Source organism: Desulforhopalus singaporensis (assembly GCF_900104445.1).
In the GTDB taxonomy this organism is placed as follows: Bacteria; Desulfobacterota; Desulfobulbia; order Desulfobulbales; family Desulfocapsaceae; genus Desulforhopalus_A; species Desulforhopalus_A singaporensis.
The window spans coordinates 65931-92009 of the sequence record NZ_FNJI01000016.1 but is presented as its reverse complement, the minus strand read 5'-3'; the positions used below and the strand labels follow the sequence as shown (position 1 = coordinate 92009).

21 protein-coding genes and 1 pseudogene are annotated in these 26079 nt (G+C 53.0%); 9 read left to right on the top strand and 13 right to left on the bottom strand.

The genetic code is table 11. The features are described from left to right. Positions 1-415 precede the first annotated feature (415 nt). The 6 genes and pseudogenes from BLQ17_RS12325 (at position 416) to BLQ17_RS12295 (ending at position 9247) form a co-directional block, all read left to right on the top strand. Positions 416-2866: a GcvT family protein gene (locus BLQ17_RS12325; RefSeq protein ID WP_092223262.1), complete on the top strand. Its 2451-nt coding sequence runs from the start codon at positions 416-418 to the stop codon at positions 2864-2866. A 39-nt stretch (positions 2867-2905) separates the two neighbouring features. Next, a pseudogene (gene mttB, locus BLQ17_RS12320) lies at positions 2906-4399 on the top strand ([trimethylamine--corrinoid protein] Co-methyltransferase). 36 nt (positions 4400-4435) lie between these two features. Then, complete coding sequence (locus BLQ17_RS12310) at positions 4436-5200, top strand: electron transfer flavoprotein subunit beta/FixA family protein (protein WP_092223256.1); 765 nt, start codon at positions 4436-4438, stop codon at positions 5198-5200. A gap of 9 nt (positions 5201-5209) precedes the next feature. Next, positions 5210-6160 (top strand): electron transfer flavoprotein subunit alpha/FixB family protein, encoded by a 951-nt coding sequence (locus BLQ17_RS23205; RefSeq protein ID WP_245695117.1) that lies wholly within the window; start codon positions 5210-5212, stop codon positions 6158-6160. A 92-nt stretch (positions 6161-6252) separates the two neighbouring features. Continuing rightward, a complete protein-coding gene (locus BLQ17_RS12300; RefSeq protein ID WP_092223297.1) occupies positions 6253-7788 on the top strand; it encodes a BCCT family transporter in 1536 nt (511 codons plus the stop codon). Between the two features lie 4 nt (positions 7789-7792). Continuing rightward, the gene (locus BLQ17_RS12295) at positions 7793-9247 is read left to right on the top strand and encodes a trimethylamine methyltransferase family protein (protein WP_092223253.1); all 1455 of its coding nucleotides are present in this window, start codon (positions 7793-7795) and stop codon (positions 9245-9247) included. Positions 9248-9340: 93 nt separating this feature from the next. On the opposite strand, the gene BLQ17_RS12290 is transcribed toward BLQ17_RS12295, so the two are convergent. Beyond that, the gene (locus BLQ17_RS12290; protein WP_176761203.1) at positions 9341-10027 is read right to left on the bottom strand and encodes a 4Fe-4S binding protein; all 687 of its coding nucleotides are present in this window, start codon (positions 10025-10027) and stop codon (positions 9341-9343) included. Between the two features lie 70 nt (positions 10028-10097). Here BLQ17_RS12290 and BLQ17_RS22625 point away from each other — a divergent pair, with 70 nt between their 5' ends. Next, positions 10098-10250 carry a hypothetical protein gene (locus tag BLQ17_RS22625; RefSeq protein ID WP_176761202.1) on the top strand — a complete coding sequence of 51 codons (153 nt, stop codon included), beginning with the start codon at positions 10098-10100 and terminating at the stop codon, positions 10248-10250. 10 nt (positions 10251-10260) lie between these two features. On the opposite strand, the gene BLQ17_RS12285 is transcribed toward BLQ17_RS22625, so the two are convergent. From BLQ17_RS12285 to BLQ17_RS12275, 3 genes are all read right to left on the bottom strand, one after another. Beyond that, positions 10261-10875 carry a 4Fe-4S dicluster domain-containing protein gene (locus BLQ17_RS12285; protein ID WP_092223250.1) on the bottom strand — a complete coding sequence of 205 codons (615 nt, stop codon included), beginning with the start codon at positions 10873-10875 and terminating at the stop codon, positions 10261-10263. A 9-nt stretch (positions 10876-10884) separates the two neighbouring features. Beyond that, complete coding sequence (locus BLQ17_RS12280) at positions 10885-11124, bottom strand: hypothetical protein (RefSeq protein ID WP_143005500.1); 240 nt, start codon at positions 11122-11124, stop codon at positions 10885-10887. Positions 11125-11192: 68 nt separating this feature from the next. Then, positions 11193-12608: a reductive dehalogenase gene (locus BLQ17_RS12275; RefSeq protein ID WP_092223248.1), complete on the bottom strand. Its 1416-nt coding sequence runs from the start codon at positions 12606-12608 to the stop codon at positions 11193-11195. A 322-nt stretch (positions 12609-12930) separates the two neighbouring features. On the opposite strand from BLQ17_RS12275, the gene BLQ17_RS12265 reads away from it, so the two are divergent. Then, a complete protein-coding gene (locus BLQ17_RS12265) occupies positions 12931-14481 on the top strand; it encodes a sigma-54-dependent Fis family transcriptional regulator (protein ID WP_092223242.1) in 1551 nt (516 codons plus the stop codon). 163 nt (positions 14482-14644) lie between these two features. On the opposite strand, the gene BLQ17_RS12260 is transcribed toward BLQ17_RS12265, so the two are convergent. From BLQ17_RS12260 to BLQ17_RS12215, 9 genes are all read right to left on the bottom strand, one after another. Continuing rightward, positions 14645-16261, bottom strand: a complete 1617-nt coding sequence (locus tag BLQ17_RS12260) for an amidohydrolase (protein WP_092223240.1) — start codon at positions 16259-16261, stop codon at positions 14645-14647. A 43-nt stretch (positions 16262-16304) separates the two neighbouring features. Next, complete coding sequence (locus BLQ17_RS12255; RefSeq protein ID WP_092223238.1) at positions 16305-17717, bottom strand: sodium/glutamate symporter; 1413 nt, start codon at positions 17715-17717, stop codon at positions 16305-16307. Positions 17718-18564: 847 nt separating this feature from the next. Next, positions 18565-19527, bottom strand: a complete 963-nt coding sequence (locus BLQ17_RS12245; protein ID WP_143005499.1) for an EamA family transporter — start codon at positions 19525-19527, stop codon at positions 18565-18567. 49 nt (positions 19528-19576) lie between these two features. After that, positions 19577-20236 (bottom strand): GntR family transcriptional regulator, encoded by a 660-nt coding sequence (locus BLQ17_RS12240; RefSeq protein WP_143005498.1) that lies wholly within the window; start codon positions 20234-20236, stop codon positions 19577-19579. Positions 20237-20332: 96 nt separating this feature from the next. After that, entirely contained in the window at positions 20333-21601 is a 1269-nt protein-coding gene (gene hutI / locus BLQ17_RS12235; protein WP_218121775.1) for an imidazolonepropionase, read from the bottom strand. After that, a complete protein-coding gene (locus BLQ17_RS12230) occupies positions 21588-22277 on the bottom strand; it encodes an AroM family protein (protein WP_092223229.1) in 690 nt (229 codons plus the stop codon). Before BLQ17_RS12230 ends, hutI begins: the two co-directional genes overlap by 14 nt. Before the next feature lie 57 nt (positions 22278-22334). After that, positions 22335-23201: an ABC transporter substrate-binding protein gene (locus tag BLQ17_RS12225; protein ID WP_092223293.1), complete on the bottom strand. Its 867-nt coding sequence runs from the start codon at positions 23199-23201 to the stop codon at positions 22335-22337. A 64-nt stretch (positions 23202-23265) separates the two neighbouring features. After that, positions 23266-24039 carry an amino acid ABC transporter ATP-binding protein gene (locus BLQ17_RS12220; protein ID WP_342674185.1) on the bottom strand — a complete coding sequence of 258 codons (774 nt, stop codon included), beginning with the start codon at positions 24037-24039 and terminating at the stop codon, positions 23266-23268. Continuing rightward, positions 24036-24923 carry an amino acid ABC transporter permease gene (locus BLQ17_RS12215; RefSeq protein WP_092223227.1) on the bottom strand — a complete coding sequence of 296 codons (888 nt, stop codon included), beginning with the start codon at positions 24921-24923 and terminating at the stop codon, positions 24036-24038. The genes BLQ17_RS12220 and BLQ17_RS12215 overlap by 4 nt, the downstream gene beginning before the upstream one ends. Before the next feature lie 382 nt (positions 24924-25305). Between BLQ17_RS12215 and BLQ17_RS12210 the strand changes: the two genes are divergently transcribed. Beyond that, the gene (locus BLQ17_RS12210; protein WP_092223225.1) at positions 25306-26004 is read left to right on the top strand and encodes a cyclase family protein; all 699 of its coding nucleotides are present in this window, start codon (positions 25306-25308) and stop codon (positions 26002-26004) included. The last annotated feature ends 75 nt before the right edge of the window (positions 26005-26079 follow it).

The following is a 26079-nucleotide window of genomic DNA, read 5'->3' as shown; positions in this document are numbered from 1 at the left end:
GACGGGATCGGGCGCTGTCCACGTTTGTTACTGCTGGTTTGCTGAACTGCGCAGGCTTTGAGTCGTTTTTGCGTCCTTAGGCTCGTGAGAGCCGTTTATATTGTTGATATTATGGCGTGTTTTTGCTGAACCGTTATTGGTTTGTGGCTGTTTCTCTTTATTTCTATTTATTTTAATAGGTTATCTGTTTGCTGGGATGTCGTTTTTGGATCGGCAATGCAGGGTTGGTATCCGATGCCCGGCAATGACCCAGCCCTGAAACATGGTGTTAAATCGAATCGTTATGTTTTTAGAGTCGAAACGGCACATATATTGCTATTTCGAGAGCCAGACAGATGGTCTCGCAACGGCAGAGGGGCGTGAACATATGGTGTGGATTGAGTGCAGCAAAAAATAAAAATCAGGAGGTCACAGTATGAGAGGAGAATTACCCTCACACGCGCAGGTGGTCATCATTGGCGGAGGGATTGTCGGTTGCAGTACCGCATATCATCTGGTGGAGCTTGGCTGGAAAGATGTGGTGCTGCTGGAACGCAAGAGAATTTCATCCGGAACATCCTGGGCGGCGGCGGGGCTTCTGGGCCAGCTCTGGTCGACCAGCCCCCTTACCAGGCTGGCAAAGTACGGAGCGGATCTGTACGCAGGGCTTGAAGCCAAGACCGGCCAGCCGACCGGGTATAAGCGGCATGGCTCCATACGTGTTGCCCGCACTCAGGCGAGAAGGAGCGAATATATGAGGGCTCTTGGCATGGCTCGGGCGTTTGGAATCAGAATGGAGGAGATCAGCCTTGAAGAAGCCAGGCGCCTTTTCCCGGTGATGGAAACCAAGGATCTTACCGGCGCATGGTTTCAGCCCGACGACGGCGTGACCAATCCCGAAGATACCACCCAGGCACTTGCCAAGGGTGCACGCATGGGGGGGGGCACAATCATTGAGAACGTCAAGGTGCTTGATATTGATGTCAGAAACGGAGCGGTTACCGGAGTAAAAACCGATCGAGGCGAAATCCGATGCGAATACGTGGTCAACTGCGCCGGCATGTGGTCGAGAAAGATTGGTAAAATGGTCGGGGTGCCGATCCCCCTTGTTGCGGCGGAACATATGCACATGACAACCGAACCGATGGAAGGTGTCTACAAGGAGATGCCTTATCTTCGTGATATGGACGGCTACATCTATATCAAGGAGGAGATGGGAGGGCTTCTCATGGGCGGGTTTGAGCCGATGGCAAAAACCTGGGGGGTCAGGAATATTCCCGATGACTTTGAATATACCAGGCTCGAAGAGGATTGGGACCAGATGGAGCTGTTTATCGAGAACACCATTATCAGGGTTCCCGCCTTCGCCGAGGCAGGCGTTACCAGTTTGACCACGGTACCCGAGAGCTTTACTCCGGATACGTCGTATCTTCTCGGGGAAGCGCCGGGAGTCCGGAATTTCTTTGTTGCATGCGGGATGAACTCGGTCGGAATCACCAGTGCCGGCGGTGCAGGCATGGCGCTGGCCACCTGGATGGTAAACGGCTACCCGGAAGAAGATCTGTGGCCGGTGGATGTGAGGAGATACCATCCCTGGCAAAACAACCTCAAATACATTGAAGAGCGGGTTCATGTGGAGTCGGTGGGAAACCTCTACAGCGATCACTTTCCCTATAAGCAGCCCAGCTCTTCCAGGAATGTTCTGAAGACGCCCATTCACGACCGGTTGAAGAAGATGGGCGCCTGTTTTGGCGTGGTGTCGGGATGGGAGCGCGCCAACTGGTTCGCCCCTGAAGGCGTCGAACCGAAATACGAATACAGCTGGGGCCGTCAGAACTGGTTTGGATATTCCGCCCAGGAGCATATGAATATTCGTGAAAATGTAGGGGTTTACGATCTTACCTCCATGGGTAAGTTTCTCATGCAGGGAAAGGACGCCGAGAAGGTTCTCCAGATGATCTGCGCCAATAACGTGGCGGTCCCTGCCGGCAGGGTCGTTTATACCCAGCTGCTCAATGAGCGTGGCGGTATTGAAGCGGACCTGACAGTGACCAGGATGGATGAGGAAAAATTCTTTATCGTCACCGCCGGAGCCACCACCACCCGCGATTTTGACTGGATTAAAAAACATATTCCCGAAGACGCCCATGCGGTTCTGACCGATGTTACCTGGTCGTATGTGATGCTGGGGGTCATGGGGCCCAGGGCCAGGGATCTGTTAAACAAAATTACCGACGCTGATCTTTCCAATGAAGCCTTTCCGTTTGCCACCGCCAGGGAAATTTATGCAGGATACGCGACCGCCTTTGCCATTCGGATGAGCTTTGTCGGGGAACTGGGGTGGGAGCTGTATATTCCCACGCCTTTCGCCCAGGGAGTTTTTGATGAACTTATGGCGGCGGGAGAGGAGTTCGGGGTGAAGCTCTGCGGGCTCCATGCGGTGGATTCGCTTCGGCTGGAGAAAGGTTACCGCCACTGGGGCAGCGACATAACGCCTGACGACACCCCGTTTGAAGCGGGGCTGGGGTTTGCCGTAAAACTGGACAAGGCGGAGGAGTTTATCGGCAAATCGGCCCTTGTCAGGCAAAAGGAAGAGGGCATAAGGAAAAAGCTTGTGATTTTTACCATAGATGACCCCGATCCGCTGATTTATCACGATGAACCTGTGTACCGCAACGGCGAAATCGTCGGCGAGAACACCCATGGCTCCTATGCCCATGTCTCCGGTCACAGTATCGGAATGGTCTATCTCGGCAAAGAGGACGGAATCACCGACGACTGGATCATGGAGGGAAGTTATGAGATCGAAGTGGAAAACAAGCGGTACCCGATCACAATCCACTTAAAGGCCCCCTATGATCCCGAGGGAAAGTCGATAAAGGCATAGGCCACGAAGATCAATAAAACCTGGAACGAGGAGTATACAATGAAAAGACCCTGTAAGGCGGGAAAAGTCTCGAGCGGCGGATTCAGTCTCAACGTGTTTAGTGAAGACGAACTGCATGAGATTCACCTGGGAACCCTTGAGATATTGAAAGACACGGGGGTGTTCGTTGAGAGTGAGGAGGCAAGGCAGATTTTTAAAGACGGCGGGGCAAGGATAAATGAGGAAAACAGGGTTGTTACCTTCCCCCCATACCTGGTGGAGAAATGCATTCGTTCGGCGCCGGAAACCTTCCACGCTTACGGGCGTATTCCGGAAAGTGACGTGGTGCTGGAGGGCAAGCGGGTAACGTTTACCAATTTCGGCGAAGGGATCATGTTCGTCGACCCCTATACCGGCGAGCATCGCAAAACCACAAAAAAGGATATAGAGATGGCCGCCCGGGTCATCGACTATCTTGACCATGTGGAGACCTATGAGCGATGCATGCTCTCACACGACAGGCACCACTCCGTTCAGGCCCTGCATAACGCCGAGGCCTCGTTGACCAACACCACCAAGCATCATTGGCTGGGACCGGTGGACCGTTACCAGTGCCGTAAGATAATCGAAATATGCTGGGCCATTGCCGGAGGTGAGGAAAAATTCCGGGAGCGTCCTTTTCTCACTTTTGTCACCTGTCCCATCAGTCCGCTGCGGCTCTCTTCGCATCATTGTGAAATCATCATTGAAGCGGCCAGAAACGGTATGGGGGTCAACTGTATCGCAATGGCCATGTCGGGCGGTTCCTCCCCCATTCATATCGCCGGGACACTGGTGCAGCAGAATGCCGAACTGCTGGCAAGTCTTGTCCTGGGCCAGCTTGTGCAGGAAGGAGCTTCCTTTATATATGCCAGTTCCACCTGTCCTCTCGATATGAAGAATGCAACGGCTTCAGTTGGTTCCCCGGAAACCGGCATCATCAATGCCGGTGTTGCCCAGATAGCCAATTACTACAACCTGCCTTCCTTTGCCGCCGGCGGATAGGGTGACAGCAAAGTAACCGATTACCAGTCCGGCCATGAAAAAACCATCACCGGTATCCTGCCGGCGTTGTCAGGGTGCAACGTCATTTACGGCCTGGGGATGCTGGAGATGGGAATTACTTTCGATCTGGCGCAACTGGTATTGGATAATGAGGTCGCCGGACTGATCAAGAGAACGGTCAACGGTATCGAGGTCAACGACGAGACCCTTTCCCTGGATACGATCAAGGAGATCGGACCTTTCAAGGATTATCTCGCCCACGAGACCACATATAGGCACATGCGGCTGACCACCAGCCCGAAACTGATGGACCGCAGGATGCGGCCAAGGTGGGAGGCGGCAGGTTCCAAGGACGCCTATCAGCGTGCATGCGAGGAGGTGCTGCGTATCCTCGAGAATTATGAGCCGCCCAGGCTGTCGGACGAGGTGCTGCAAAAAGTTCGTGATATTGTCAGGGGCGCTGAAGCTGAACTGGGAATAGTGGAGACAGAGAGTGAAATTTCGGGCTAAGGTCCGCTGCCAAATAAAAAAACAAGGGTTACGGCAATGCGTATTTATGTCTGTATCAAGCAGGTTCCCGATTCCGAGGCGATAATAAAGATTGTAGGTGATACGGAATATAACAGGGAGGTTGTCTATGTGGTCAACCCGTATGACGAATATGGGGTGGAGGAGGCTGTCCGCTTAAAAGAGAACAACGGCGATGGCGAAGTCATAGCAGTTTGTGTGGGCGGCGAGGGGGCGGTCAGTGCCTTGAGAACGGTCATGGCCATGGGTGTTGACCGCAGCGTGCTGGTGAAAACCGGGGAACAGTTTGTCGGAAGCGATTTAACGGCACAGGCTTTGGCCTGGGTAATAGAGCAGGAAGGTCCGGCTGATATCATCTTCGCCGGAAAACAGTCGATGGATAGTGAAGGAATGCAGACGCCGTACCGGTTGGGTGCCCAGATCGGTCTTCCGGTGGTCAGCAATGTAGTGAATTTTTCCCTTGAGAAAACGACGGCACTGGTCCAGCGGGAAATGGGCGGCGGTCTGCGGGAGTCTCTTACCGTGAAAACTCCTTGCATTATTGGTGCGAACAAAGGTCTGAACGAGCCCAGGTATCCAAAAATGCATGCCATTCTCAAGGCTAAGAAAAAAGAGATCAAGGTGCTTGATATTGCAGAACTGACAATTCAGGACAATTCAGGCGTGCAGCTCAAAGGCCTGCACCCTGCGGAAGATCGTTCTGAGGCCAGGATTCTTGAAGGCACCGCTGAGGAAGCGGTATCCTCCCTGGTGGATATCCTGGCGGAACAAAGAATCATTTAAGGAGAAGCGATGTCAAAGATAGGTGTCTTTATAGAAATTGTGGATCAAGCGCTGGGAAAAAGTGTTCCGGGAGTGGTTGGCGCAGCTTGCCGGGGAGGCGATGTCGTGGGTTTTGTTCTCGATGATCTTGCCGACAAGGACAGGGAACTGCTGGAAGAATACGGGGTCACTGAAGTTGTCGTTGTCGGAGGCCGGGAAGTTGCCCTGTCAGAACTTCCGGTTTCCGCCGGACTCGCTCTCGCCGATGCGGTAAAGGCTTCCGGGGTCAAGGCGTTGCTGGGGGTAAGCAGTTCCACCGGCAATGATCTGTTAACCAGGGCCGCGTTGTCATTGCAAGCGCCCCTGGTTCTGGACTGTACCGGGATCGATTTTAATACGAACTGTGTCAGAAAGTCACATTTTTCCGGCAAGGCCACAGCAACCCTGCAGTTGACGGCGGCGCCTTTTGTCTGCGGGATTCGTCCGAACAGTTTCGACCCGGTGCCGGAGAAGGTAGCCTGCACGATTACAAAATTTGAGTATGCCGGTCCGATAGACGATGCCATTACCGTGACCGGCGTTGAAAAGAGTGGTTCGGGTAGAAAGGACCTGGCCGAGGCGGACATTATCATCACCGGCGGACGCCCCATTGGCTCAAGTGAAAATTTTAAAATCCTTGAGGAGTGTGCAGATACGATAGATGCTGCCATTGGTGCTTCCAGGGCTGCGGTGGACGCGGGTTATGCGCCTCATTCCATGCAGGTGGGGCTTACCGGCAAGATAGTCAGCCCCAAACTGTATATCGGCTGCGGGCTCTCCGGTTCGGTACAACACTTCGCCGGTATGAAATCCTCAAAATTGATCGTCGGTATAAATACCGATAAGGACGCACCCATTTTTTCGAAATCTGATTATGGCATCATAGGCGATCTTTTTGAGGTGGTGCCGCTTTTGACAAGACAGCTGCAGAAAAGGAGATAGTCGTAGAAGACGGTGACCTAAATATCCACCCAGTAAAATAAACACCAACAACTAATCAAGGAGTAAGGATGGAAAACGTAATTGAGAATACAATGAGATCCAAAACGAAACCCCTTGGTTTCATTGGCAAGTACGATCCCCAGTTGTTCTGGAGTACCCTCGTCCTTGTTGCCGGAATTACCCTCTGGGGTATTTACGGGGAGGAGAGTTTTTCCAAGGCGATGAGCTCTGCGCAAAGTTGGATCTCGGTCAAGTTCGGATGGTCTTTCATGCTTTCGGTGTCGCTGTTTATCCTTTTCCTGGGGTATATGGCGTTCAGTAAATACGGTGATATTCCCCTTGGGCAGGACGGAGAGCTGCCGGAATTTTCGTACAGTTCCTGGATAGCCATGCTGTTTAGCTGCGGTATCGGCATCGGTTTTATTTTCTGGGGCGTTGCCGAACCTCTTTACCATTACATGTCCCCTCCGTATCTGGCGGCGAAGGCGACACCCGGTGCGGCACCTGTCGCGCTTCAGGTGAGCCTGTTGCACTGGGGAATTCATGGTTGGGCCTGTTATGCCGTTGCCGGACTCGCGATTGCCTACACCACATATCGTCTCAAACTCCCTCTGTCCATTGCCAATTCACTGTATGGGGTGCTTGGCGACAAAGCTCAGGGGTTCTGGGGTAAACTGGTCGATTTTCTCGCAGCGTTTGCCACTATTGCCGGTATTGCCACCTCGCTGGGAATGGGGTTGATGTCAATACGGTTCGGCATCAAGCACGTTTTTCATGTAGAACTGGGTACCACTGGCCTTGTGGTTGTTACCTTGATTCTTGTTTGCGGGTATACGATTTCGGCGGTGTCTGGTCTCAACAGGGGTATTAAGATACTCAGCAATATAAATATGGTCCTGGCTTTTCTGGTATTGATGTTCTTTCTCCTTGCCGGACCGACGGTATTCTTGTTGAATCTCATGGTCGATTCCGTTGGCGAATATTTCCAGAATTTTATCTTTATGTCGTTCTGGACCGATCCCATGGCCCAGGTCAGTGAAGGCAAATGGCTTGGCTGGTGGACAGTTTTTTACTGGTGCTGGTGGATCGCCTGGGGACCTTTCGTGGGGGGATTCGTAGCCAGAATATCCAGGGGCAGGACTATTCGTGAATTTATTTTCGGGGTCGTCTTCGTGCCCCTCGTCATTACCATTATCTGGTTCAACGTGGTGGGCGGTACTGCCCTGAATGCTGAGATCACCGGTACCCTCGAGATGTATAAAGCTATCTCCGCCGATGCCGGCTCCGGTATTTTCACACTGCTTACCCAGTACCCATTGGGCAGCCTGGTAAGCGTGGTGGTCTTTTTCAACCTGATCATCTTTTTGATCACTTCGGCGGATTCCGCAGCGTTTTTCGTCGGGATGATCATATCCGGCGGGGAACTTGAACCGAGCACCCCCATTAAACTGATTTTTGGCGGTCTCATTGGGTCCATCACCGCGGTGCTGCTGATAACCGGAGGCTTGAAAGCGTTGCAGACCGCATCCATCGTCGCCGCTTTGCCTTTTATGTTTGTCATGATTTTCATGATGATTTCAGTCTACGTCCTGCTTAAGAAAGAAAATAAAAAACAAACGAACCAATAATACTATGTTTACTTCGAATACATTTTGCAGCTCCGCTACACGCAGGCTGCCCCGGACCAAGATCGTCGGAGACGCTGACCTTCCTCGAATTCATGAGGCAAGCATTGAGCTTCTTGAGACCACCGGCATAATCTTTGAACATGAAGAGGTCCTGGAGATCTTTAAAAAACACGGGGCCAGGGTAGAAGGAAACACCGTGTACATATCGGGTTCCATGGCGGAAACGGCCATGAACCTGGCGCCGGCGGTGTATCGTCATGTGGCAAGAAACGACCAGCAGTCCGTTACAATTGGAGACGGCATTGCCCCTCACCCCAATGTGGGCTGCGTCTTCTGTGAGGATATGGATAGAGGCAAACGCCGCGGGTTGCTAGAGGATTTTGCTAATTTTCAGAAACTCTCCCAGGCAAGTGATATCGTGAAGCTGACCGGGGCAACACCGGTGGCCCCGGATGACGTGGCGGCCTCCGAGCGTGCCCTCTTTATGCTTTACGAAACCATCAAACATACCGATAAGCCGGTGATAGGCAGCTGTACCGTAACCAGGAAAGCAGAACAGTCGCTGCACATGATGGAGATGGTTTTTGGTGAAGATTATCTCCGCGACAACTACTGTATCGGGGTGAGTACCAATCCGCTCAGTCCGCTTAAATACGCGACGGAGACCCTGGACACCATACTCGCCTATGCCACCAAAAAACAGCCTGTTTATCTGCTGCCTTGTGCCATGGCCGGGGTAACTTCTCCCATGAGCCTGTTTGGCAGTATCGTCCAGCAGAATACGGAAGTGTTGGCCGGCACTGCGCTGATACAGTTGATAAGCCCAGGCAATCCTACGGTATATTGCCCTGCGTCGACGATGGCGGATATGCGGACGGCTATCTGCACCTACGCGCCGCCCGAGCAGTTTCTCATCAATTCTGCCTGCCTGCAGATGGCTATCGATTTTTACAAGGTTCCGACCAGGATAATGGCCGGCATGACGAACTCCAAGGAGGTAGATATTCAGGCCGGCTATGAAACCATGCAGAATATGCTGATGGGAATGATGACCGGCGGTCATATGGTCGAGCAGGTTTTCGGTGTCCTGGATGCTATCATGACCATATCCTACGAGAAGTTCATCATCGATGAAGAGATGATGAGCCGGGTCATTCGTATCTGCGAAGGAGTGGATACGTCCGATAGCGAAATTTCCCTTGAGGTCATGAAAGAGGTGGGGCCCGGGGGTTCTTACCTGTCTCATGCTGATACCTTCAAGCGGTTCAGGAGCCAGTGGCTTCCCTCGGTGTCGGACTGGCGTTCCTATGATAACTGGGACAGGGACGGCAAAAACAGTATTCTTTCAAGGGCCAACAAAAAGTACAAGGAAATCCTGGCCGGTCGTCCGGAAATGATGATTCCGGGTGACTTGGACAGAGACCTTAAGGCTTACTTGGAAAAGTCAAGAGGCCTGTAACCCCTTACTTCCTAATTCTTTACCCACATCCCCGGCAGTCCCGCAGTATTCGCAGAATATGACGGTGTGTGGGTACAAAAGCCAGGACGGTGGTTATACACGCCGTCCTGGCGATAATTTAGACGGGATTGGTGTTCTGGTTTTTCTGGGAAACAGCCTGAGGTGCACCGCATGGTTCGGGCAGATTTCGATACACTGCAGACATTTGAGGCAATCGCCGGCCAGTCTGACTGTGTCTTCGGCTAAAAGACCTGCGGGGCAGGTTCTTCGGCATTTTGCACAGCCGTTACAGGCCGTTGGGTCCACCTCTGGCAAAAGAGTTTTGTTCCAGCTCGCGACAAAGCGCTGCATCAGCCCGTCCGGGCAGCAGGTTTTCCAGCCGTGTCTAAAAAAGAGGCCGACCAGAAGCGGCCCTGCCAGTAACAGCAGGTCGTATCGCAGCCTTTTGTGAACCGCAAGTTCGATGACATTGCGCGAGACAAGACCCATGGGGCTGAAGATGGTAAAAAACGGAAAATCAAAGAGAGCGACTCCCGCAACCAATCCCAAAAAGATGGCAAGCCCGTCACCATAGCCAAGATTCAGTTTTTTGCTGACACCTTCGCAAGGAGTAAGAAAGAATCGTTTCAGCCACGGAACCCGTCTTCCAACAATCGGCCTATATAAAACAGGTTCGGCAAGTTGGTGCACGGAGGAGGCCGAACAGATCCAGGAGCAGTAAAAGCGGCCGAAGAGAAGCAGCAGCAACCCGATGATCATCATTCCTGGTACCAGTTCCATTCTGACTCCGTGACTGAGTAGACTGTTTTCCACAAAGCCTGTCGGAAATACCAGCCGTAGGTGGCCGATTTTGATGCTGCAGTTGGAGACGGGAAGACCCCAGAGGGCGGCCATAACAAATCCCGCCAACACCGCAGCCCGGATCGACAGTCTGGTTTTTTTAATGTATAGGTTCATTATCCTGGTTCTTTATGCCTCGACCATGGGGGCATCGGACTGGTGAAACATCGAGGTCAGACGGGTTTGACGTCAATCACCTTCACCGGACAATAATGGGCGCAGAGGCCGCACCCCACGCAGCGGTCATCCTTGATATACGGTTTGGTTTTCGCGTATTTCATCTTCATCCCGCTCGGAATGTCATAGGCGCGTGTATACGGCGGACCATCCGGATTGGGGAAAAGCACCGCCCCCTGGACCGGACATTTTTCGAAGCAGAGCATACAGTTCACACACCCCTCTTCCCGGATGGACGCCGTGCCAAGTACCTGGCTTTCAAGCGGGAGTTTTTTGTCAAGAGCTCCGGTCGGACAAACCTCGGCACATTTGCCGCAAGGCTCTTTCCAGGCGGTGCAGCCGCCCCGGTTCGGATTGAGGACCGGGGTGCCGGTATTCCTGATATCAAGACTGATATCCTTTTGCTCAAGGGCCCTGGCCGGGCAGACCTCGACACAGTTCCCGCATCTGATGCAGCTGGCGGCCATGTCGGCTCCGGCGGCAACCCCGGGAGGCCTCAGAGGAGTAGAGGCGACAGAGACAAGGCTCAGCCCAGAACAGAGTCCTATGGCAGCCCCCGCCTGCATGCCATATCTTAAAAATGAGCGCCTGCTCAATCCGATGCTGTTCATGGCTTGGGGTTACCGTTGATTGTTCAAGACGCCGCCAGCCGATCTTTTCATCGTCTTTCTGAAGAACAAGAATAGCCAGAAAAGAAAAAACATCACTGCCCAGCCAAGAAAGATGTAGGCCGCCGTGGACTCAAACTCCCTGAAGCTTTCGACGACGAAGTAGAGTCCTGCAATGGTGTTGAGCCAGCAGAAAATGGTTAGCATATTGTCTGTAATCGTTTGTTTTGTTATGGTAAATCTGATTTCCATGAATCTGCCTCTCTTAATCCCGAATAATTTTGTGAACATTTTTACAGAAAAAGATCGATCTGTTCGGGTTAACCGACCGTGCGTTCAAAATGGCGAGGATCAAGTCCATAACTCCCCGTCTGCATTTCCATGATCTCCCGGTGCGATCTCGGTTCACCGTAGCCGAACGTGTCGTCGAGATTGAGCCAGATGGAGTTCATCCATGGTGCGTGGTTGATCAGGTTTCGTGTGATATCGTGGGTTACCATAGCACCCTTGGTAAAGGGACAGACGGCGACACAATTCATGCAGCTGCTGCCGTTTTCCACCCAGTAGAGATGGCATTTCTTCAGATCATTGTGATATTTGAAGACTCCTGCATTGTTGCATTCGCTTTTGCCTTCCCAGCCCTTGTCTCCCTCGGTGATCGATTTTGACGGACATTCCCGGGCGCATTTCTTGCAACTCTTGCAAAACTCCTGAACCCCGAATTCAATGGGGTTGTCGGGAATAAGCGGCATGTTGGTTATGACTTTGGCGAGGCGCACGTTGGGACCGAATTCCGGAGTTATCAGGATGGAATGCCTGCCCACCTCACCGAGACCTGCGTCAACTGCCATCGGCACGCTAAGGCCTGTATCGTTTTTACACGGCAGAGCGGTATAACCTTCCATGCGGATATACTCGGCAAGGGTTATGGTGGCAAACCCCATCCTTGAATAGCCCTGAAAGGTCGCAGCCATGGACAACATGGAGGGGGATGTCTGCACCATCCGGCGATTCTGGGCAAAGGCCATGACTATCGCATACCGGCAGTCCTCCGGGATAATCAGCTGCCGTTCCGTCTCTTTTGGTTTACGGCCCTTGAAGACAATTTCCTTGGTTATGGCCGGACCGGACGAGAGTCCGTTACGCTGCACTTCAGAGTAGATCCAGCGACGATCAAGCCTGCAGATTCCCACCAGGTCGGCACCGGCCAGTCTGGCCATAAGTTTCACCTGTTGGGTGAGTATTTCCGGATCACGCTGGGTGGGGGGGAGGGGGAAGTCATGGTCGCTGTTCCAGCTGAGGGCCTCTTTGTTTTCCATGTTCTCGCCATGGGTGCCGGTGATTTCGTTCATCCGGTCCAGGGCCAGGAAGAAAGCCGCCTCGGAGCGCGCTTTTGCGGGAGAGCCCAGCTGGATCTCTTTTGCGCCGTAGCCTTTTTTTATATTTGCGACAGCATTTTTCTTCATCACCGTCAGCCAGTTTTCCCCAAGTTCACGGGAATTGATGTTAAACGCCATGTTCTTGCCGTTGAACCGTTGGTAGCGTGCCGTATCCACCTGGTGGGGGCCGTCCGGAACCGGCTGCACCATGCGGCCGGTTACCGGGTTTTTTTCTTCTGCATGGCCCAGTTGAGCGGAGCCCAGTGCCATTCCTGCGGCGGCAACCCCGAGGCCACCTATAATCTTACCGAATTGACGCCGGTCAAATCTCATTGTATCTTTTTCTTCCTGCTTCATGCCTACCTCCTGGTTTTACGGAAACCTTCCCGTAAATATTTCCATATGTTTCCCGGATGACTGTTTTCCCATCCGGTCTTTTACAAATTTATCCATGCTGTCTGTTCAAGAGCATAGGTAAGGGACTCTTATTCTGGATCAGCAAAAAAGATGCCATGTTTTACCATGATGTATTTGCATGGTTTTCAGGTATTGGTGCCGAGCATTTTGCCAGTATCACGAAATATCACGTGACTTATCACTCTATTTCGCGATATCACTATATTAAGCGCATAATGGTAGTTGCCGTAGGCGACGGGTAAAAAAGGAGGACGCCAAAGAGATGGAAGAGAATGATTTTTTCAGGGAAATAACACTCCGCATCTGCGGGACTCTGGATCTGGAAAATGGTATCAGGAACTGTTTGAAATTTTTACGAAACGTTATGCCGGCAGACGGGATGTTTTTTGCCCGCCTGGACATGAACAAAGAGATCGTACAGCCTCTTATTCATTCTTCCCTGGCCGGGTCGCGGTCAATCGATACACTCATTCCCATCATTGGAGAAGAGTGCACAAGCGAGATAGAGGAACTCCAGCAGGAAAAGGTTCTCATCAGAAATGAACCGAAAGAGCATCCCATAGCCCGCATCATTGCTGACAGTCTCGGCTCGATTGACATGTCTTTTCTGGTAATGCCGCTGATAATAGATGAAAGACAAATCGGCATTCTCAATCTCTACACCCTAAAAACAAACGCTTATACCGAGACTGACGCCCATTTCTACAACCTTCTCCATCATCCGTTCGCAATCGCCATGTCCAATGCCATGGAACACCGGGAGGTGGTTAAGCTCAACGAACTGCTGGCAGACGACAACCGATTTCTTCACCGGGAGATGCTGCGGCTATCCGGAGATCAGATCATCGGTGCGGGTTTCGGGTTAAAGGCGGTGGTCGAGTCGGTCAATCAGATTGCCTCACTTGACAGACCGGTACTCCTGCTTGGTGAAACTGGGGCGGGCAAGGAAGTGATCGCCAACGCCATCCATTTTTCTTCGCCCCGCAGCCAGGGCCCTTTTATAAAGGTCAACTGCGGGGCTATTCCCGACCAGCTCATCGACAGTGAGCTCTTCGGCCACGAAAAGGGTGCCTTCACCGGGGCAATCAACATGAAGCGCGGACGGTTCGAGCGTGCAGATAAAGGCACCATCCTGCTTGATGAAATAGGCGAATTACCCCAGCAGGCCCAGGTAAGACTGTTACGGGTCCTGCAGAACCGTGAGTTCGAAAGGGTCGGCGGAACCAGCACTCTTACCGTCGACGCCAGGGTTATTGCAGCTACCAACAGGAATCTGGAGGAAATGGTGCGTAAAGGCGACTTTCGCGAGGATCTTCTGTTTCGTCTCAATGTCTTTCCTATAACCATCCCCCCTCTTCGTCAGCGCAGAGAGGACATTCCCGCCCTCGTTACATACTTTCTGGACCGCAAATCGAAGGAGTTGGGAATTCACGCCATACCGGAACTGGCTGCAGGAAGCATGGCGCTTCTGAAACAGTACAGATGGCCGGGAAATGTCCGGGAGCTGGAGAATAAAGTGGAACAGGCCCTGATCCGCTATCTGGGCAGACGGCAGGAAGGGTTCCTGGAGTTTGAAGGGCTAAAAAGGGAGACCGGTCCGGGGACAACTCCGCCTGAACCGGAGCAGAAGAAAGCTGAGTTCCTGGAGTTTGACGAACATGTCCGTCAGCATATCCTGGAGGCGTTGCACCGCTCTGATAACCGTATCTACGGTAAGCGCGGTGCCGCCAGGCTGCTCAATATCAACCCCAGCACCCTGAGGAGTAAAATGAAAAAGCTCGGTATCAGTCTCACCCGCGCCATCTCTTCATGAGTAAGCAGTTCGTACCGCAGACAGCTGCAAACATTGCTGCCGCCTGCATCAGAGAGGGGCAACGCTCTTTCCCTGATGCAGGCGGCAGCAATACATATGATGGCAAAAGCCATGAACGTGGTGCGGCGATATGGTGCTAGGCGCACCGGTTAATTACAGCGCGTTACGCTTCGTAAACCGTTTTATCCTCAATGATGGTTTTGAAAATGGCGGTATCCTTTATCGCTTCCGGTTCACACCGGGTAATGTCAGCAGAGAGAAGGGTGAAGTCGGCCAGCTTGCCGGGGGTAATGGATCCCCTGTCGTTCTCGGAGTAGGAGCATTTGGCCGCCATGGTCGTATAGGCCGCCAGAGCCATATGCGGGCTGATTTTCTGCTCCTCACCCAGGACTCTGCCGCTGCTGGTTTTTCTTGCTACCGCAGTGGCGATTGACTCCATGGTCCATGGCGGCATCACCGGCGTATCGGTGTGCAGGGTGAAGTCCAGTCCGGCCCTGGCCGCGTCGCCACAGGGGTTGATCCTCGACGCCCGCTCCTCCCCAAGAAACGTATCCACGTGCCGGTCGCCGTAGTAGTGGACATGCATACCGAAAAAACTTGGAATCACACCGGCATCCTTCATTCTGTCAATGTGGGATCTGTGGGCGGTCTGGCAGTGAATCACCATGTGCCGCGGGTCTGGCCGGTAATGTTGTCTCTGGGCCTTTTCGAAGGCGGAGACGACCAGCTCGATGGCCGCATCCCCGTTGGCGTGAATCGAGATGTGGTCGCCGTTGGCATGATACTTGAGAACCGCTTGTTCCAGTTCACTTTTGTCCACGACCAGCTCTCCGCTGAAACCGGGCCTGTTCCTGTATGGGGCGAGCATCGCGGCGGTATTGGCCTGGATAGAACCGTCGACAAACAGTTTTATTCCGCCAACCACGACTCTCTTCCTGCCCATTCCCACCCCGTCGACCTGTTCCGGTACAAAGTCAGCCGAGGATTGAACCATGGTGGACAAAAACGCCCTGATATCCAATTCCCCCATCTGTTCTAGCCTGTTATAGGCGGCAAGGACACTCGCCCCGGTTCCGGCGACACCGATTGCGGCGTCATGAACACCTACGACCCCGTACCGGTTGAATTCCTTTACGCTTTTTTTGATAAGCGCCTGGATCTTTGCCGGGTCGGTAGGCGTGTCCAGCTTGTCCGTTACCAGATGAAACCAGGCCATTTCCTCGAGTTTGCCGGTGGGGTTGCCGCTCTCGTCTCGTTCGATCCAGCCGCCTTCCGGGGCTTTGGTTTCTCCAGTAATGCCAAGCAACTCCATCGCCTTGCTGTTCACGTAACCCACGTGCCCTGACATATGGTATACTGCAACCGGCCGTGTGGTGGAGACCCTGTCCAGGTCATCTTTGGTGAGATGGTGCACCGACGGGGTGTAGGTGTCGTCGTAGCCGTAGCCGATGATAAAGGCCGAATCCCTGGTCGCAGCACCGTGGGCGCGCAGCAGCTGCACTACGTCGTCGATGGTTTCACAGGCGCCGCCGCCCAGGTTGCAGTGATCGAGAAAAAACGCGTAAAGTGAAAGGTGGTTATGGCTCTCGATGAAGCCGGGCACCAGAAAGCCGCCGTCAAGATCAACTTTGCGGGTGTGGACGTCCGCCAGATCGCTGAGCTCGGACTTGCTGCCGACCGCTTTGATCACGCCGTCTTCCACCAGAACCGCTTCCGCCCGCACCGATGAACTGTCCATGGTATAGACGGTGCCGCCGCTGTATAGTGTTTTTTTACTCATTGTGTCTTCTCCGGGTGTAGAAGGAATTTTCTCTATTTACATATTATTGCTCGGCCGGTATGGATGGTGCGGAGGTTTTACCGGTCGATATTGCGGTATCTTTCTGGCTGCCGAAGTACCATACGACCCCGAAACAGAACAGGGTGTACAGGGCGTAATAGCCGATGATGCTCAAAAAACCCATGTTCGGCACATTGGGTGCGATGACAAACATGGGAACAGCGGCGGTAAAAAGAATTGCGATATTGAAAAAAGCAAGCTCCAGGGAGACTCCGGTTGAATAGTCAGGGTCCAGGATTCGCAAGAGCAACAGTCCGTTGCCGGTTGCGCCGGTACAGCATCCCAGCTGAGCGATCATTCTCTCCGGGCCGAGATGAGAGAGTTTCCTGCCGAAAAACCAGATATAGAAAAATGTTGCCGCAAGGATCCCTATGGAAATGACGATTATCGGTCCCAGGTAGCTGACCAGTACCTGAAAACTGACACTCATGAAAGAGGCGACGAGCAATACGTCAACGGCGGCGCCGGTGATATGTTTCTGCAGCCTGACGCTCAGCATATGGCCAAGCCCGATCTTGTTGATGAACAGCCTGACGAGGGTCGCAACGACAAGACCATGAAAGAAGAACAGTCCCCACGAGCTCAAAACCCCGACAACCGGAAGACCTTTAAGGTGAACCAGGGCATATTTCATATACAAGAAGGTGATGCCGTAACAGATAAAGAGGATCGATAGCTGAAACGCCAGGGTGTCGATGTTGGCAGGGTGGGTTTTTTCGTGTCCCATCGAGCTGCCACTCTTGTCCTGTAAAATGCCGACGAGGTACTCCTGCTCGATATTGGCTTTTTGGTTGGCGTTTTTACCCTGTTTTATGAAAAATCTGGCTAGTGGCACCCCTATTATAAAGGCAAATATGAAACCGACGTTGGCATAGATCAGTCCGACGATGGGTAGATCGGCTGACCCTCCGAGGTTGGCCCACATCTTGCCGTAGGCCAGGCCCTGTCCGGGACCCTGGGTGAACCCGTGGGTTGCGATGTAGCCGAACATCTCGGAAAAGCTCGAGCCGGTTACCTTGTTGTAGGCGACTAAGAGCAGACCGCCGACAACGGCCTGCAGCCCGCAACTTCCCGCCCATATAAACGACATCCACAGGCTGCCCCGCAGATACTCTTTCTTGTCTGTTTCCGGTTCGTCAGCAGCCTTGTTGGTCAGACAGAGGGACATGAAGCTGATGATGAAGGCGTGCATGCTGAAATTAACAAACTGCTTGGGTTCAAAGGGGATGACACCGGTGTTGACCAGGATGAAACCGATGGCGCCGCCGATAATGGCTGCCGGTATCAGAAAATTCTGCAATACCTTGATTTTTGCCCTAAGGACCACCCCGATAACCAACATCAGGCCGACGACAGCCAGAATGTTGAATCCAGTAAAAGTGTCAATGTATGCCATGTTTGTCTCCCGTTGATGGTTTTCATCTTATGACAGGGGTAGAATTCCTGCCGAAACGGTTGTGCGGTACAGCGGTTATCGTCGGTTTAAAGGCCGGCGTGCGTGGCCGCGCCGATATATCTCAGGCTTAGGGAAAGGGAGAAGTGTAAAACAGGAATCCGGATACGGGCTGTATGCGAGAAGTCATTGCCAAAGAATCTCCTTACAGAAAATCTGCTGGATGAGTCGGATGTTGCTGACTCCGGAAATAATCTTTTTCATGTATTGCAGACTTGCAGTATGCATATTGCTACTATGTATTATGTCATTGGTCAAGTATTTTTTCCAGTGAAACATAATTTATAATATCTGTACATTCTCTCCTGTAGGGTTCAAAAACACTAATTAACGCCGGCAGTTTCAGGCAACCGGAGGGACAGCCGCGTACTCAGGAGATCAGAACAGGGACGGACGTGAGAATAAAAGAGCTGATAGAAATCACCGTGCAAGTGAGCATTGGGAGCTTATCACTGCGGAAGTCGTCGGCGATCAAAAGGCGTATTCACATCACGATCTGACTATCGGCCGGGTTATCAGGGAGATAAGAAGGCTTGGCATTTCCTGTGAGCGCGGGTTTCGGCGTGCTGGTCTAAAAGAAGTACGGGATATTCTCCATGAGATCATGGTCAGGGTGGCAAGGGTTTTGTGTACGATACCAAGGACAAGGTCCAGCCGGAGCAGATTGATGAATTGAGTGAAGTTTATACAGAGATTATGGCCGTATTTTTCTACCATCTGTCCCTTTGGCTGGCAAAGGAGGCGGTGGAGCGAAACTTTGGCAACATCAGGTCCGAGCCTGATTCCAGCTCTATCCGAGGGCAACAAGAACAAGACCCGTGAACAGAACGGCAACGCCGACAAAGCGGGGAAGGGAGCCTCGTTCCCTGAGAATGACCACCCCCATAATGGTCCCGAGGGGGATGGACAGTTGGCGCAGGCCGACAACATAGCTAACATTTCTGGCGTGGGTCATCGCCAGCAGGATTATGCCGTAGGTGGCGCCGATGGCAAGCCCGGTCATCAGTCCCGGCTTGAGCAGTCGCCGCCACTGGCTGCCAAATTTGGCTGTTGACCGTGGGGTAACCAGCATGAGGATCAGGAGCCAGAAAGCGGTGAATATGCATTCCAGCAGAAGATAGAGCAGCGCCCGCATCCATCCTGCGGCATCGTCGGTGACGAGTTTGAGCATGTGCATGCCGATATCGTCGGCAAACGAATATCCGGCGGTACCGATGGCGGCCATCGAGGCGAAAGCGCAGGACGCGTTAAAATAATTGGCGAACCTGAAGTCATTGAAACTGTTCATGGGCAGGATAATGGCGCCTGCAACGATGGCTGCCATGCCGGCGATTGCCGGAACTGAAAGATCGCTGCCGCGTCCTGTGCCAAATGTGAGCCCCAGAACGAACAGCAGCGGAAGCGAACGGGCCAGCGGGTATGCGATGGAGAGTGCGCCCCGTGCATAGGCGCTGGCGAGCCCGGTGTAATAGATGGCCTGAAACAGTCCTGAGACGAATAAAATCCCCCACAAGGTGAACGGTATTTTGGTTATGAGGCCTGCGGTCATGAAAAATACAGGTGAAAACCAGAAGATGGTTCCCAGGGTTGCCAGCTGGAAAAAGCCGACGGTGGGAGATTGCGATTTTGAAAACAGGTTCCAGCCGGCGTGCATGACCGCTGAAACAATAACAAGAACTGCGGCGGTAATGGTCATGGTGGCTTGCGGTCCTTGTCTCTTATGAAGGCAACTGGTCGTTGTCCCACCATTCATGAGCTCCGGAATCCGCTGTCAATGAGCGGGACCGGCGGCTGCGCTGCGATCAGTTGTCTATGTGTTTTATGATAAAGCCTTTGGCTACGCAAAGGTCGTTTTTTATAAATTCAATGGCGCCGGTCTCATCTTTTGTTATCAGCAGTCGCGTCAGGTTCTCATGTTTTTTTACCTCGCGACCGAGGTCGTCGCGTGATTTGTCGATGGAGGCGATGACAAGTTTGAGGTCCAGCATGAGTGTACGCTCGGTCTCCATCAGCCGCTTGCTGCCTATGAGGCCGACCAGGGCGGAATGAAAATCGACATGACTGTCTGCCGCGGCAAGAGCGTCTCCTGTTGCAGCCGCAGCGGCATACTGCTGCATGGCTGCCTCAAGCGCCTGCAAAGCACCTGGAGAACATTTTCTTACAGCCCTGGCCGCCGAGATTTCCAGCACCGATCTGGTGAGGAAAATATCCTTGATCTCTTCAACTGTCAACTGCCGGACCGTCACCCCCTTGTTGGGTGAGTGAACCGCCAGCCCCTCCGATGTCATTATCCGCAGGGCTTCACGGACAGTACTGCGCGAAACGGAAAAGGTTTGCGACAGCACTAATTCCTTCAACTGTTCGCCTGGAAGAATTTTCCCGTCAAACATAGCCTTCTTGAGTGCGATAACAATCCTGTCGACAGTTGTAGACCGCTCTATTTTGACATCATCTAACTGCAAGAAAAGACCTCACTGGCAAAGGTAAGTAATGTTGAAGCCGACATCTGCGTCGCAGGTAGTCGGCTCTGTTCTATTCCATGATCTGTGGGGATGTTTTCAGCGAGGATAAACGACTTTCCCGCAGGACACAACCTGTCTGACCATCGATGCTCCGATTCTGGTGGCGATTTCGTTGGGATGGCTGCATCGCAGGATTGTGAGATCGCCCCGTTTGCCGACATCAAGAGACCCCCGGTCTTGTCCCCGGCCAAGTGCATAGGCGGAATTGAGAGTAGCGCCGACTATGGCTTCTGCCGGCGTCAGGCCGAACCAGCTGCAGGCCATGGCAATGGTAAGGGTTATGGATGTTGCCTGAAAAGAGGAACAGTAGTCTGTGGCAATTGCAACGGGGACACCGGTTTCAATGAAAAGTCTGCCGTTTGCCTTCACCTGATCGAGGTAAAATTGTTCGGCAAGGGGAAGCAGCACCGCAATGGTTCTGGTTGCACCGATATCGATAATCTCCGTATCTGGAGTATAGGTCAGGTGATCGGCGGCGACCGCGCCGCCCTCCACAGCGGTGCGCCAGCCGTAGGAGTGGGTGGAAGCGTCCGCATGCACCCTGGTCGGCATGTTTATCCTTCTGCTGGCGGCCAGCAGCCTGGCCGCGGTTTCCGGTGAAAAGTCTCCGATTTCACAGGTGATGTCGTGAAAGTCAGCGATCCCCTGGCGCGCAACTTCGGGCAGCATTTCCTCCATGACCAGGTCGGCAAACTGGTCTGGAGTCGGGCCGTCCTGGGGGGCGATATGAGCGCCGAGGAAGGTGAAGACGATATCCATCGGTGTCTTTTGTGAAGCCTGCTTGAGGATTCGCAACAGACGCAGCTCTTCTGCTGTTGTCAACCCGTAGCCGGATTTGACCTCAAGGGTTGTCACGCCGCCCGCCAAAATCGATGAAAAGGCCTGGAGGGTGTTGGCTTCGAGTTCGGGGTCGTCTGCAGCCCTGGTGTTGACAATGGTGGACCAGATACCTCCGCCCTCGCTGCGGATGCTCTCGCCCGACTTTCCCTGCAGCCTGCGGACATATTCCCAGTGGCGGTTGCCGGCAAATACCGGATGACTGTGGGCCTCGACCAGGCCCGGTAATACTGAGCAGCCCTGCGCATTGAGTGTTCGGAAACATTCTCCGGCTTCGTCCAACACTTTTTCGGTTGTGCCGACACTGACGATTTTGCCTTCACGGATAGCCACTGCTCCGTCTTCGATGATGTTGAGTTCGCCCTGGTGCCGGCCTGATCGGGGCGTCCCGGAGTCGCAGATTTGCACCAGTGAATCGGCGCAGATAACGTTGAGATCCGACATTTTGTTGTCGTTAACCGTTGGCATGACACATTACCTCAGTGAGTACCCTGGCGCACATTGTCGTTGCGCAGACTACCGGAACTTGATTGTTTTTCTGTACCGCCAGGCGATGTTTTTCCGTAAACCCCATGTCGTCGAGGAGGATTATCTCGGCACCCTGCTTCGTTACGCTTTCGCCCGCCCGTATAATGGCACCGGTCTCTCCATAGGGTGAGGCGGCGCCGCAGACAACTCTTCTGGCGTACGGCTGCCATTGGGCCGGAGCCAGTGCCAGATCCGAGGCCGGGCCGATTATACCCAGGATTTTTGCTCCTGCCAGGCCATGAATAATACCTCGCAGCAGAATTATCGGTTCAATAATAGCGCTGCAGGCGGAGCGGAGTTGGTCAAACTCGCCGGAACATAATAAAATAATATGGTTGCATTGGTCCTGCAGCTTAAGCGCCTGGTGAATAAGCAAGGGGGTGAGCCGCTTTTTATCGACCATGACACCGCTGCCGCCGGCCAGTCTCGTTTCGATTCCCGAATCGGCCGAATCAGGGGCGAGAGCGTCGATCTGCTCCTGGCTCAGTCCGTCCAGGGCCCCCGCTTCCCTGATGGTTGTGCCGGGGGGGAGCAACTCCTGAAATGAAGGAATGACATCATCGCGGGGGGATTGTCCTAGGGTAAGGATTCCCAACACATTGGCGTTACTGTTCATCTACATGCACTGGAAAAGAGATTCGACGCGTCATAAAAGACGCGTCGAAAAAAGCAATTAAGGTCTCTGGCCGTTGATCAGGGGTTCTGTGAGGGCGCCGGTTGAGATTTCCCACTTGGCAAGCAGGTTCTGGTATGTGCCGTTGGCAAAGAGTTCCTTAAGGGCCGCATATACCGCATCCCTGAGCTGGGAATTATCTTTTGCAAAGCAGATTCCGTAGGGATCGGGGCGAAGGACAGGACCCACCGGCACGAACTGGCCCGGATTCTCCTTGCTGAGCCAGCCAAGAACCTCGGGGCTGATGGCGGAAGCCTGGGCCCGCCCCTGGATCATCTGCAGACGGGCGGTGGCTTCGGAATCCACGGCAAGAATCTTGATCGCTTCCCGGCCCTTGGTTTCCAGGTTGTCATGGCTCCACTGCTGCATTGTGGTCAGGTAATCGGTGGCAGCCGAAACGGCGAAGGTTTTACCGCTCAGATCCGCCAGATCCTTGATGGTTTCCGCATGGGCTTTCATGGTGAAGCACTGGGTTCCCGAATTGAAATAGTCGATAAAATCGAGGGTCTTTCGGCGAACCTCGGTGTCGGATATGCCGGAGATCACCATATCGACTCTTTTGGTATTGATCGAGTTGATCAACTGGTCGAATTTCTGGTCATCGAAAACGATGTCGATGCCAAGCTTCTGGCCGATCGCCTTGGCCAGGTCAACGTCAAAACCGATCAGTTCGTCTTTTCCCGGTTCCTTGAATTCCATCGGCGGGAATATGCCGTTTATGCCGATGATAATCTTGCCCTTGGCTTTTACCGACTCGGGAAGGGTACTGCTGTAATCCGCAGCCATCGCGGTGGATTTCATAATGAAAAAGGTAGCGAGAATGAAAACAACGGTCTTGGCCGTCTTGCTGAACAGTTTACGATTCATGACTTTTTCTCCTTTTCCCGGGACTTTTCCCGGCAGCTTGAATATGAGGTGCATTAGAGGGATATCACTTCCCCACGTTGACAAGAAAACCCTTTGTTCTGTCGTTTTCCGGATTGGCAAAAATCTTTGTCGGAGCGCCCGCCTCGACGACGACTCCTTCATCCATGAAGACGACCTGATCCGCAACTCCCCGCGCAAAACCGATTTCATGGGTCACGACCACCATGGTCATTCCCGATTCCGCAAGGTCCTTCATCACCGCCAGGACCTCGCCGACGAGTTCGGGGTCAAGGGCCGAGGTCGGTTCGTCAAACAGCATGAGCTTTGGGGCCATGGCAAGTGACCGGGCGATGGCCACCCGCTGTTGCTGTCCGCCGGACAACTGTTTGGGATAACTGGCTTCGAGGTGTTTCAATCCCACCCGGTCCAGCAGCTTTCTTGCCCGTTCAACGGCCGATTCCCTGTTCTCTTTTTTTACCCTGACGGGACCTTCTATCAGGTTCTGCAGTACTGTCATATGGGGGAACAGGTTGAAATGCTGGAAGACCATGCCGATATCCATCCTCTGCCGGCAGATTTCCGCTTCCCGCTGTTCATAGATCCGTCCTTTATGTATCCGGCCGCCGATTAATTTGGTGTCAACATAAATCCTGCCCTGGTCTATTCGCTCCAGGTGGTTGATGCAGCGAAGAAATGTGCTTTTCCCCGACCCTGACGGGCCGATAAGGCACATCACTTCCCCTGTTGCGACCTCGAGATCGATGCCCTTGAGGATTTCATTGCGCCCATACGATTTATGGACATTCTGCGCTTGCAGCATTGGCGGACGATTGTTCATCTTGCACCTCCTGCCATTCCTCTTCGGGCGCTCATTATGCGGACAACATTTCGCAGCAACGAAGGCGCCGAGTTCCTGGTTTGCCCCTTGGCAAAGCGATTCTCGATAACCGTCTGGAGACTCGAGAGAATAGTGACGACGATGAGATACCATCCTGTCGCCACGATCAGCAGCTCCATCACTTTGGCGTTAACGAAATAAATCATCTGGGCGCGGTGAAGCAGCTCGGTGTAGGCGATGGCACTGGCCATGGAAGATGTTTTCAGCAGGCCGATAAACTCGTTGCCCATCGGCGGAATGATCACCCGCATGGCCTGGGGCAGCACGATACGCTTCATCGCCTGCAGCCTGGTCATCCCCAGGCTCGAGGCCGCGTCGAGCTGGCCCTGGTCAACGGATAGAATCCCGCCCCTGACGATCTCCGTCATGTACGCACCCTCGTTGATTCCAAGCCCCAGGAGGGCGGCAAAAAACGGGGTCATGATATCCACCATCCGTCCTTCCCAGAATCCGAGGTTGACGGTGGGGAACACCAGGGCGAGGTTGAACCAGATAAGCAGCTGCAGATAGATGGGAGTGCCCCGGAAAATCCAGATATAAAAACCGGCAAACCATCTGGTGACCGGATTGTCCGAGAGCCGCATCACGGCAAAGATGACTCCCAGGGCAATCCCCATGATCATCGCCAGCAGGGTTATGATTATGGTGTTGCCAAGGCCTTTTATAAGTACCGGGGCCATGAAAAATTCACCGATGACCGGCCAGTCGATCTGTCCCTGTACAAAAGCCCTGACGATCAGGACCAGGAGGAAAATTACCACTGCCCCGGAGACCCAGCGACCATAGTGCCGCAGCGGGACAATTTCGTAATTTTCAGTATTCATCACGTCTTATCTCCACCATTGAATGAGTGGTTAAACTGTTTCATCCTGGATAGCCAAAGAAGTCAGAACTTCCCTTTAATCCTGGGAACTCGGATTGTAAATTGTCCCAATGTTTGATTGTCGGACAATTTTAATTACATTGGTGCTTCCTGAAATGCAATATTTTTTTCCGATCATTACCTCAATATTTTGTGAACCTGATATAGTCTGTCTGTGAACCGTCAAGGGTTTTACGGCATTTTTATATGGCGCAACGCCTTGGCAACGAAGACCAGAGAGCGCCAGGGGCGCGACGGGGAAAGACTATTGCCCACCGCTCCTATCTGTTCTATATTTATGCACGATGTAAAATAGTTGGCAAAATTATCCAAAGAGGTCATCTTTGACGGAAGAGGGAATCGATACGATTGCACACTCCGGCATGCGCGGTATTGACCTGACGCAGGCCGTTTCATCCACTATGTCGACATATCCCGGAGATCCGGAGGTGTCGATAGAAAAGTTCCTTGTCCATGATAGGGACGGGTGCCATGTCAATGCCATCCATATGGGGTCCCATACCGGGACCCACATTGACGCCCCTTTTCATTTTCTGAAAGACGGCAGGACCATCGACGAATATCCTGTCGATCGATTTCTGGGCAGCGGGGTGCTGGTTGATGTCTCGGGCAGGAAACCGGAGGAACCTGTTGTGGAAGATGACTTGTCCGACTATCTGTCAATTATCGAGCCCGGCGATTTCGTCATCTTCAGGACAGGCTGGGATGTTTTTTTCAACAGCAGCAGATACTTCACCCACCCATATCTTACGCCGGGGGTGGCCCGGCTGTTGCTGAAGCTTGAGGTAAGCCTTGTGGGGATCGATGCCTTAAGCGTTGATTCCACAGTTGGCAACAGCTTTTCTGTTCACCGGATTCTGCTTGGCGGCGATGTCCTGATCGTGGAAAATATCTGTAACCTGGGAGCTGTGCCGGAGCGGCGAGGATTTTACCTGTTTCTGCCGCTTAAGCTCGACAGCGCCGATGGCTCCCCGGTAAGAGCGGTTTTTCTCTCCCGAAAAGGTCGACTCCGTTCACCATAGTCTTTTTTTACAAAAATGTTTTCGAACTGTCCGGGATGGTTGATTTTGTCTTAAATTGTGAGCAGTCCAGACCGA

Coding starts and splice junctions, on each gene's coding strand:
- BLQ17_RS12325 (WP_092223262.1), top strand. CDS start 416: ATGAGAGGAGAATTACCCTCACACGCGCAGGTGGTCATCATTGGCGGA.
- BLQ17_RS12310 (WP_092223256.1), top strand. CDS start 4,436: ATGCGTATTTATGTCTGTATCAAGCAGGTTCCCGATTCCGAGGCGATA.
- BLQ17_RS23205 (WP_245695117.1), top strand. CDS start 5,210: ATGTCAAAGATAGGTGTCTTTATAGAAATTGTGGATCAAGCGCTGGGA.
- BLQ17_RS12300 (WP_092223297.1), top strand. CDS start 6,253: ATGAGATCCAAAACGAAACCCCTTGGTTTCATTGGCAAGTACGATCCC.
- BLQ17_RS12295 (WP_092223253.1), top strand. CDS start 7,793: ATGTTTACTTCGAATACATTTTGCAGCTCCGCTACACGCAGGCTGCCC.
- BLQ17_RS12290 (WP_176761203.1), bottom strand. CDS start 10,027: ATGGAACTGGTACCAGGAATGATGATCATCGGGTTGCTGCTGCTTCTC.
- BLQ17_RS12285 (WP_092223250.1), bottom strand. CDS start 10,875: ATGAACAGCATCGGATTGAGCAGGCGCTCATTTTTAAGATATGGCATG.
- BLQ17_RS12280 (WP_143005500.1), bottom strand. CDS start 11,124: ATGGAAATCAGATTTACCATAACAAAACAAACGATTACAGACAATATG.
- BLQ17_RS12275 (WP_092223248.1), bottom strand. CDS start 12,608: ATGAAGCAGGAAGAAAAAGATACAATGAGATTTGACCGGCGTCAATTC.
- BLQ17_RS12265 (WP_092223242.1), top strand. CDS start 12,931: ATGGAAGAGAATGATTTTTTCAGGGAAATAACACTCCGCATCTGCGGG.
- BLQ17_RS12260 (WP_092223240.1), bottom strand. CDS start 16,261: ATGAGTAAAAAAACACTATACAGCGGCGGCACCGTCTATACCATGGAC.
- BLQ17_RS12255 (WP_092223238.1), bottom strand. CDS start 17,717: ATGGCATACATTGACACTTTTACTGGATTCAACATTCTGGCTGTCGTC.
- BLQ17_RS12245 (WP_143005499.1), bottom strand. CDS start 19,527: ATGAATGGTGGGACAACGACCAGTTGCCTTCATAAGAGACAAGGACCG.
- hutI (WP_218121775.1), bottom strand. CDS start 21,601: ATGCCAACGGTTAACGACAACAAAATGTCGGATCTCAACGTTATCTGC.
- BLQ17_RS12230 (WP_092223229.1), bottom strand. CDS start 22,277: ATGAACAGTAACGCCAATGTGTTGGGAATCCTTACCCTAGGACAATCC.
- BLQ17_RS12225 (WP_092223293.1), bottom strand. CDS start 23,201: ATGAATCGTAAACTGTTCAGCAAGACGGCCAAGACCGTTGTTTTCATT.
- BLQ17_RS12220 (WP_342674185.1), bottom strand. CDS start 24,039: ATGAACAATCGTCCGCCAATGCTGCAAGCGCAGAATGTCCATAAATCG.
- BLQ17_RS12215 (WP_092223227.1), bottom strand. CDS start 24,923: ATGAATACTGAAAATTACGAAATTGTCCCGCTGCGGCACTATGGTCGC.